At 69.1% G+C, this 8,189-nt stretch carries 5 protein-coding genes; 2 read left to right on the top strand and 3 right to left on the bottom strand.

Annotation, left to right across the window (positions count from 1 at the left end):
- Positions 1–261: 261 nt before the first annotated feature.
- Together rocD and ddaH are read right to left on the bottom strand one after the other, a co-directional pair.
- Positions 262–1,488: an ornithine--oxo-acid transaminase gene (gene rocD, locus AC25Y0_RS09230; RefSeq protein ID WP_488123446.1), complete on the bottom strand. Its 1,227-nt coding sequence runs from the start codon at positions 1,486–1,488 to the stop codon at positions 262–264.
- An 11-nt stretch (positions 1,489–1,499) separates the two neighbouring features.
- On the bottom strand, positions 1,500–2,372 hold the full coding sequence (ddaH, locus tag AC25Y0_RS09225; RefSeq protein ID WP_488123447.1) for a dimethylargininase: 873 nt from the start codon (positions 2,370–2,372) through the stop codon (positions 1,500–1,502).
- A 228-nt stretch (positions 2,373–2,600) separates the two neighbouring features.
- On the opposite strand from ddaH, the gene AC25Y0_RS09220 reads away from it, so the two are divergent.
- Both AC25Y0_RS09220 and AC25Y0_RS09215 read left to right on the top strand, forming a co-directional pair.
- Positions 2,601–3,446 carry a PIG-L deacetylase family protein gene (locus tag AC25Y0_RS09220; RefSeq protein WP_488134539.1) on the top strand — a complete coding sequence of 282 codons (846 nt, stop codon included), beginning with the start codon at positions 2,601–2,603 and terminating at the stop codon, positions 3,444–3,446.
- A 41-nt stretch (positions 3,447–3,487) separates the two neighbouring features.
- Positions 3,488–4,222: a hypothetical protein gene (locus AC25Y0_RS09215; RefSeq protein WP_488134538.1), complete on the top strand. Its 735-nt coding sequence runs from the start codon at positions 3,488–3,490 to the stop codon at positions 4,220–4,222.
- Positions 4,223–4,385: 163 nt separating this feature from the next.
- Here the strand turns inward: AC25Y0_RS09215 and AC25Y0_RS09210 are convergent, their stop codons facing one another.
- Positions 4,386–8,090, bottom strand: coding sequence for a proline dehydrogenase family protein (locus tag AC25Y0_RS09210; protein WP_488134537.1), 3,705 nt, complete (start codon positions 8,088–8,090; stop codon positions 4,386–4,388).
- Positions 8,091–8,189 lie beyond the last annotated feature (99 nt).

The raw sequence follows: 8,189 nt of genomic DNA, 5'->3' as shown, positions 1-8,189 counted from the left end.
TCAAGCCAGCCCGCCGGGCAACTTCTCTATCTTATGTCTTGCTTCGCGCCTGTCAAATCGGCGTTTCCGACGTGATGTCGGCTACAGCAGTCAATGACGACTTCGCGAAGCTAGATCGGCTGCTGGCGTTTGGCTTCAAGCCATCCCGCCCGGCAGCTCACTCAGTGTATGTCCTGTTCCGCCTCCGTCAAAATCGGCGTTTCCGGCGGGCCGATCGGCCGTGCTGAAGACGCTCGATCCGCCCGCCCGCCCGTCTGAGACTCACGCGCCGAGCGCGACCCGCAACTGCTCGACGGCCCAGTCGAGCTCGGTCACCCGCACGACCAGGGGCGGGGCGAAGCGCACCGTCTGCCCGTGCGTGTCCTTCGCGAGCACGCCCCGCGCAAGCAGTCGTTCGGCGACCTCGCGACCCGTCCCCACGGCGGGGTCGATGTCGATCCCCGCCCACAGTCCGGCGCTGCGCACCGCCGTGACCCCGTGACCGAGGAGCGCCGTGAGCTTCTGCTCGAGGTGTTCACCGAGCGCGAGGGCACGGGATTGGAACTCGCCCGACTCCAGCATCTCGACGACCCTCAGCCCGACCGCGGCGGCGAGCGGATTGCCGCCGAAGGTCGACCCGTGCTCACCCGGTCGGATGACACCGAGCACATCGCGATCGGCCACGACGGCAGACAGGGGCAGGATGCCGCCACCCAGCGCCTTGCCGAGCAGATAGACATCGGGCACGACCTGTTCGCGGTCACACGCGAACGTCGTGCCGACGCGGCCGAGCCCCGATTGGATCTCGTCGGCGATGAAGAGCACCCCGTGACGCGTGCATATCTCGCGGACCGCTCGCAGATACCCCTCGGGGGGCACGATGACACCCGCCTCGCCCTGTACGGGCTCGATCAGCACGGCGGCCGTGTGGGGTGTGATGGCCGCTTCGAGCGCCGCGGCATCGCCGAACGGCGCGTGCACGAAGCCAGGTGCGAACGGGCCGAAGCCATCGCGCGCCGACCGGTCATCGCTGAAGCCGACGATCGTTGTCGTGCGCCCGTGGAAGTTGCCGTGCGCGACGATGATCTCGGCCGCATCCGTCGGGATGCCCTTGACCCGCTCACCCCACGCCCGCGCGACCTTGATGCCGGTCTCGACTGCTTCGGCGCCCGTGTTCATCGGCAGCACGAGCTCTTTGCCGGCGAGTTCGGCCAGCGCCTCGGCGAAGACCCCGAGCCGGTCGTTGTGGTACGCGCGACTCGTGAGGGTCAGCCGTTCGAGCTGTTCGCGGGCGGCAGCCAGCAACGCCGGATGCCCGTGCCCGAAGTTGAGCGCCGAGTAGGCCGACAGCAGGTCGAGGTACCGCTTGCCCTCGACGTCGGTGACCCACGCGCCGTCGCCGCGCGCGATGACGACGGGCAGCGGGTCGTAGGTGCGCGCGACGTGCTCGGCCTCAGCGGCGATGATGGCCGCGGTCGTGGCATCCGTCAGGAACATTTCGGTGGTCATGACTATCCCCCTCAGCGTCGCAGTTCGAGCGTGCAGCACTTGATGCCGCCGCCGCCCAGAAGCAGCTCCGACAGGTCGACGAGCACGGGGTGGTAGCCCCGTGCTCGCAGCTGCGCTTCGAAGCCCTTCGCGCGCGGCGAGATGATGACGTTGCGGCCGTCGCTGGCGGAGTTCAACCCGAAGACAGCGCCATCCTCGTCGGATACGCGGATCGCATCGGGGAAGCGCTCAGCGAGCACGCGCTGCGAGCGTTCATCGAAGGCGTGCGGCAGGTACGCGATGTTGGCGCGCTCGACGCCTCCGTCGCCTTCGACGGGGTCGAGCACTGTGAGCGCGGTGTCCAGGTGGTAGAACCGCGGGTCGACGAGGCCGAGCGAGACGACCTCCTTGCCGAAGACCTCGCCGAGCTCCCGGTGGCTGTCATCGGACGAGCGGAACCCCGCCCCGGCCAGAATCGTGTCGCCCACGAGCAGGAAGTCACCCTCACCCTCGTTCACCTCGCGCGGCTCGACGACGTCGAATCCGGCATCGCGGAACCAGTCCATGAACGCCGGCCCTTCGGGCACGCGCTCGGCGAAGCGGAACTTCGCACCGTAGGCGACGCCGTCCACGATGAAGCCGCCGTTGGCGGTGTAGACCATGTCGGGAAGGCCGGGCACGGGGTCGATCAGCTGCACGTCGTGACCGAGCGAGACATAGGTGTCATAGAGCGTCTGCCACTGCCGCACGGCGAGCGCCGTGTCGGTGGGCCGGGTGGGCTCCATCCACGGATTGATCGTGTAGCTGACCGTGAAGTGCTCGGGCCGGCACATGAGATACGTGCGGTGCTGCTGCATGCGGTTCACGGTGACGATGTCCTCGGGCACGGTGTTCGGCGTAGGCATGATGCTCCTTGCGGAATCCGGCGGACGCTGTCCACAGGCCCGGCGGGACTCGCAGAGGGGAGTCGGCGACACGGGCACGCCAGTGAATATTCTGACACGGCCGACCGGGCGGCGCCTGAGCGCCCGGTGTGTCGCATCACAACATCGCAACCCGTCGATTCTCGGATGCCGCCCGCTTTAGGATGCTTCGACCGTCACAGCCGACGGCACCCGAACACCGGAGCTCTCATGCGCAAGCGCTGGATCGCGCTCATCGTCGTCGCCGCCGTGCTCGTCGTCGCCCTCGTCGGCGGCTACTGGGCCGGCCGCAGCCTGTTCCATATGCCCACGGCGAAGGGCGTCGACTCGGTCATCGGCGAGATCGGCGGCGAGCGCGTGCTCGGCGTCTTCGCGCACCCCGATGACGAGCAGACGGTCAACGGCCTGTTCTGGCGGGCGAAGGACCGCGACGGCGCCTACACCGCCATGGTGACGGCGACCGCCGGCGAGGCCGGACACCAGGTTCCCGTGGTGGCACGGCAGGATGACCTGGGCATCGTGCGTACGGCCGAAGCCCTCAAGAACAGCTTCAACCTCGGCGTCGATGAGCACGAGGTATGGGACTACCCCGACGGCGGCGTGCCCGACGTTTCCGAGGAAGAGCTCGTCGCCCGGCTCGTGGACACCATGAAGCGCGTGAAGCCGGACGTCGTCGTCGGCTTCTGGCCGGCCAGCGGCGCAACCGGCCACAAGGACCACATGCGGATGGGCCGCGTCACCGAGCTCGCGATCACAGAGCTCGCCGCCGAGGAAGGCCCGTACACAGGACCGGGTCACCTCGTCTACACGATCAGTCCGACCACGGCGCTGTCGCTCTTCGGCGGCGAACAGGGGGCGCTGGTCGTCGCGAACCAACCCGATCCCGAGTTCGCGATGTCGGCGGAGGTCGGCAAGAAGCACGAGGGCTGGGAGATCCATGCGTCGCAGGCGGACTACCTGCAGTCGGCGTACTCGCTGCCTGCATGGCTGGTCTACCTGCTGTGGGACGAGGAGTTCTACCACGTCCGCGATCTTCAGCAGGATCCGATCCGATGACGCCATCGACGCCGACCCTCGCGGTCTGAGATCCTGTGCCCATGGCCCGCCGATCCGCCGAGGAAACACGACGCCTCATCCTGGACGCCGCGCTGCAGCTGCTGTTGCAGCGCGGCGCCACCGCGGGTGTTCAGCACATCCGCCTGCAGGAGGTGCTGCGCTCGGTCAAGCTGACCACGGGGGCCGCGTACCGCATCTGGGCCGACCAGGACGAGTTCCATCGCGAGCTCGCCGTCGAGATGGTCAGGCTCCGGTTCGCCGAACCCGTCGCGAGCGCGTCGAACGCGATCCGCGACGTGCTCGAATCCGAGGGCACGATGAACGACGTCGTGCGCGCGGCGGCTCGGGATCACGTCACGTACGCGTCGCGGTTCCACCTGACGCCGAACTCCCGCGATTCCCACGCCTTCATCACGGCGCTCGCTCTGCGCACGGCCGCAGGGGCCCGGCCCGAGCTGCGCGAAGCGAGCGCCGAGCGCCATCGCGAATCGATCGAGTCCTTCGCGGTGTTCTATTCCGAACTGCTGCAGCGGTTCGGTTACCGGCTGCGCACGCCCTTCACGATCTTCGATTTCGCCGAAGCCATGGCCGCTCTCGGCGAGGGATACGCAGTGCGTGTCGCCGAGGGGCTGGATCACCCGGTCTACGTCATCCCTGATGATGCCGAGGCGCCGCCCGGAGAGTGGACGCTGTTCGGCATCTCGATCCTGGGACTTCTGTCGGCGTTCACGGTGCCCATCGAGACAACGGAGCATGCCCCGGCCGACCCGCGCTGAGGCGGACGACCGGGGCAGCTGGTCCCACTATTCGGACGAGCCGCACGAGACCCGAGCCCGGCGGCACGATTCGTCCCCCGGGACAATCGTCACCACTGGCATACGCGGCGTCCAGAAAGATAAGTTCTTTTCCTTCAGGACGCCGCGCACGCGTGCGGACGCGTCAGATGACGTCTTCCGACCACGGGTCGGCGTTGCCGAACCGGTGGGCGGTGATGGTGATCGACTGCTCGCGCAGGAACGGCAGCAGCTCGAGGCGTCCCGCCGTCGTGACCTCGTCGTGGTAGACCGCGACGTCGGGGTTGCCACCGGTCGCCTCGGCGATGCCGTGGCGCACCGCAGCGATGGCCTCGGGTGAGCCGACGAGGCGCACGCGCTCGACGGGCTCAGCGCCCTCGAGCGACGCGGCGATGCGCGAGGTCCACTCGGCGTCGGACTCGACCCAGACCGTGACGCCCACGTCCGACAGGACGCGGCGCACAGCCGGGGGCAGACCCACGGGCGTGGAGACCGTGAACGGGGCGCCGGCGCGGATGCCCGCGACGACGACGCGCAGCAGCGCCTGCCACGTGGCGTCACCCGTGGCGCGGACCGTGACGCCCGGGGCCGGACGGTAGCGGAACAGGTTGCGCTCGACGCCGAGGCGCGAGACGTCCTTGACCTGACCGAACTCGCGGTCCCACGCGATGGCGTCCGACAGGGCGCCGCGGCGCAGCCACTCGAACTCCTCGTAGCCCAGCGACGGCTGAGCCGCCTCGATGACCGAGGTGATGCGCGTGTCGAGGCCGCGCAGGTGCAGGGTCGCCGAGGTCGATCCCCCAGCCGATGCGCGCCACGATCCGAGTCCGATGAGGTAGTTCGGGCCACCGGCCTTCGTGCCTGCGCCGACCGACGAGCGCTTCCAGCCGCCGAACGGCTGACGTTGGACGATGGCACCCGTGATGCCGCGGTTGACGTACAGGTTGCCCGCCTCGACGCGGTCGAGCCACGTCGCGAGGTCGTCGGGGTTCTGCGTGTACAGACCCGCCGTGAGGCCGTAGGCCACGGCGTTCTGCATCTCGATGGCCTCGCTCAGCGAGCTCGCGTGCATGATTCCCATGACGGGGCCGAAGAACTCCTCGCGGTGGAACCGCGAGCCGTTGCGCACGCCGGTGCGCACGCCGGGGGTCCAGAAGCGGCCCTCGTACTTCTCGGCATCCGCACCCTCGATCGTGATGCGCTCGGGCTTGACGAGCCACTGCTCGCCCTCGTCGAGGGTCGTCAGCGCCCACTTGAGCTTGCCCTGGGGAGCCTCGATGACGGGGCCCACCTCGCTCATGGGGTCGGTGGGCAGGCCCACACGCAGCGACCGGGTCGCGTCGACGACCTGGCGGGCGAAGCGCTTCGAGCGCGCGACGGGGCCGACGAGGATCGCCAGCGACGCCGCCGAGCACTTCTGGCCCGCGTGGCCGAAGGCGCTCTTGACGAGGTCGCCCGCCGCGAGGTCGAGGTCGGCCGACGGCATGATGATCATGGCGTTCTTGCCGCTGGTCTCGGCCAGGAGCGGCAGCTCGGGGCGCCACGAACGGAACAGCGCCGCCGTCTCCCACGCACCCGTGAGGATGACGCGGTCGACGTCGGGGTGCGAGAGCAGACGGCGACCGAGGTCGCCCTCGTCGATGTCGACGAGCGCGAGCACCTCACGGGGCACACCGGCCTTCCACAGCGCTTCGGTGACGACGGCCGCGCAGCGACGCGCCTGGGGCGCAGGCTTGAACACGACGGCCGAACCGGCCGCGAGCGCGGCGAGCACGCCACCGGCGGGGATGGCGACGGGGAAGTTCCACGGCGGCGTGACGACGGTGAGACGCTCCGGCACGAAGACGGCGCCGCTGACGCTGTCGAGTTCGCGCGCCGTCGCGGCGTAGTAATTGGCGAAGTCGACGGCCTCGCTCACCTCGACGTCGCCCTCGGCGAAGACCTTGCCCGTCTCGGATCCCGCGACCTCGATCAGGTCGCCACGCCGGGCTTCGAGTTCGCGCGCGGCCGCCTGCAGCACGGCGGCACGCTCTGCGGCGGGCTTGGCGCCCCACGCGGCGGCGGCGTCGCGCGCCTGGGTGATGATCGTCTCGAGCACGTCGGCGTCGTCGACGCGCGCGGCCTTGATGGTCTCGACGCCGGCGGTGGACTGCTCGACACGGCTGAGGATGTCGTTCGCCCAGTCGCGGTTGACCCCGAGTGCCGGGTCGCTGTCGGGTGCGTTCTCGAAGCCGGGGGCGCCCGCAGAGGGCTGGCCCGACTCGCGCGGCGCGTAGACGGCGGTCTCGACGTATGCGTCACCGGCGAACATCTGCGATTCGGCGGTGGGTTCGATCGGCGCCGTGTCGGCGGGCTCTGCACTGGCTGTGCGTGCAATGCCGAGCACGGCCTGAGTGAGGCCTTCCTCTTCGGCGGCGTTCTCGCGGCGAAGCGCCCGAGCGCCCGCACGCGTGAGGCCCTCGGCCGACTCGAGCGTGCGGTTCTGCGTGCGGTTCGGGCCGATCGCCAGGGTCGGGTCGACGGCGCGGGCGAGCGAGGCCGTGAAGCGGTCCTGCTCGCGCTGGAACATCGTCGCGTCGTCGGCGAGGTCGAACGCCGCCGAGAGGAAGTTCTCCTGGGATGCCCCCTCTTCGAGGCGTCGCACGAGGTAGCTGATCGCGACGTCGAACTCGTCGGGACGCACGACCGGGACGTAGAGCAAGACGGGACCCACATCACGGGACACCGCTTCAACCTGGCCCTGGGCCATTCCCAGCAGCATCTCGAAGTCGATGCCGTCACGCACACCGCGCTGGCCGGCGAGCAGCCAGGCGTAGGCGATGTCGAAGAGGTTGTGGCCGGCGACGCCGATCCGCACGGCGGCGGTGTTCTCGGGGTGCAGCGCCTCGTCGAGGCAGCGGATGTAGTTGGCGTCCGAGTCGACCTTGGTGTTGTAGGTCGCCAGCGACCAGCCGTGCACGGCCGCGTCGACGTGCTCCATCGCGAGGTTCGCGCCCTTGACGAGGCGGACCTTGATGGGCGCGCCGCCGTCGGCGACCCGCTGCTGAGCCCACTTCGTGAGGTCGCGCAGCGCCGGGGCGGCATCCGGCAGGTATGCCTGGAGCACGATCCCGGTCTCGAGCGACGTGAGCTCGGCGCGCTCGAGGATGCGCTTGTAGACCGCGATCGTCAGGTGCAGGTCGCGGTACTCCTCCATGTCGAGGTTGATGAACGTGCCGTTGGATGCTGCCGTGAAGTACAGCGGCAGGAGACGATCGACGACCAGGTCGACGACGTCATCGAACGCCCACATCGAGATGTGGCTTGCGATCGCCGAGACCTTGACCGACACGTAGTCGACGTCGGGGCGGCGGATGAGCTCGTGGATGCCCTCGAGGCGACGCAGCGCTTCGCTCTCGCCGAGCACGGCCTCGCCGAGCAGGTTGATGTTGAGGCGGGCGCCGGACTCGCGGATCTTCGCGATCGCCGGGCCGAGCTTCTCGGGCCGCGCGTCGATGATCAGGTGCCCGACCATCTCGCGCAGAACACGCCGCGCGATCGGCACGACGGGCGAGGGCAGGATGGGCGCCACGGCGCCACCGAGCTGTACGGCGGAGCGCAGGTACCACGGGAGGAAGTTCGGCACGAGCGGCGCGACCCGCTTGAGGTTCGTGGCTGCGGCCGTCAAGCTCTCGGGGCGCATCACACCGTCGACGAAGCCGAGCGTGAAGGGCAGGCCATTGGGGTCTTTCAACACCCCCGCGAGGCGCTCGGCGGAGGGGTCGACATCCGCTCGAGCGGCTTCTTCCACCCATCGCTTTGCAAGGGCGATGGAATCAGCGGCGATATCTATCGTCACGTCGTTGCTCACTATCTTTCAACTCCCGGAAGGCAGGGTCGACCACGCCCGGCACACGGGCTTCAACTCCTCAACTGTGCGGCATCCGACCCGTTGGAAAAAGTGGCCATC

The sequence above is a fragment of the Microbacterium sp. Y547 genome, assembly GCF_057669785.1.
Note: the sequence above shows the minus strand (reverse complement) of the source record. Positions and strands in the feature narration are given on the sequence as shown.

Excerpts from the sequence above, each read along its gene's own strand:
- ddaH (WP_488123447.1), bottom strand. The coding sequence starts at position 2,372 with ATGCCTACGCCGAACACCGTGCCCGAGGACATCGTCACCGTGAACCGC.
- AC25Y0_RS09220 (WP_488134539.1), top strand. The coding sequence starts at position 2,601 with ATGCGCAAGCGCTGGATCGCGCTCATCGTCGTCGCCGCCGTGCTCGTC.
- AC25Y0_RS09215 (WP_488134538.1), top strand. The coding sequence starts at position 3,488 with ATGGCCCGCCGATCCGCCGAGGAAACACGACGCCTCATCCTGGACGCC.
- rocD (WP_488123446.1), bottom strand. The coding sequence starts at position 1,488 with ATGACCACCGAAATGTTCCTGACGGATGCCACGACCGCGGCCATCATC.